We start from the raw sequence: 696 nt of genomic DNA, 5'->3' as shown, positions 1-696 counted from the left end.
GGTCGAGGATGGGATCCATCAGATGACTGTGATACGGCACCTCCACCCGCAGACGTTTGGCGAAAACCCCCTCCTCGGTCAGGGACTCGGCGATCTCGTCCAGCCGGGCGAGGTCCCCGGCCAAAGTCACCGCCGAAGGGCTGTTGACCGCCGCGATATCCACCTCGGTGTCCTCGGCGACGAGCTCACGCACAGCCTGCTCCGGCAACCCGACCGCGAGCATCCCCCCGGACCCGGCAGTGGTCGCCTGCAACCGCGCCCGGTGATAACTCACCACCAACGCATCGTGCAGCGACAAAGCCCCGGCTATATACGCCGCGGCCACCTCACCGACACTGTGGCCGACCACTACTGCGGGCCGGACCCCCACCTGTTCCAGCTCGGCGCACAACGCCACCTGCACCAGGAAGTTGCCCGCCTGCGCGACCACCGTACCGGTCGCCCGCGACTCGTGCTCTGGCCGTAGTAGTTCCTCCACGATCGACCATCCGGCGATCTGCTGGAACTCCTTATCGATGCGGGCGGCCTCGGCGGCGAAGACACCATCAGCCTCCAACAGGCCGCGGGCCATCGCCCACCACTGCGGACCCATCCCGGTGAACACGAACACCGGCTCGGCCACCTTGCTGGTCACCGTCCGACTCACACGCCCGACACCATCAGCGCACTCCGTCAACCCCTGCAATAGCTCGGTGT

At 66.8% G+C, this 696-nt stretch carries 1 protein-coding gene; it reads right to left on the bottom strand.

What is annotated here, in order from left to right:
• On the bottom strand, nt 1–696 hold a 696-nt coding region (locus ACX4ZE_RS22925; protein WP_480275538.1), incomplete at both ends, for an acyltransferase domain-containing protein.

It is taken from the genome of Nocardia sp. TBRC8007 (assembly GCF_056629435.1).
This window is presented reverse-complemented; position numbering and strand designations above follow the sequence as displayed.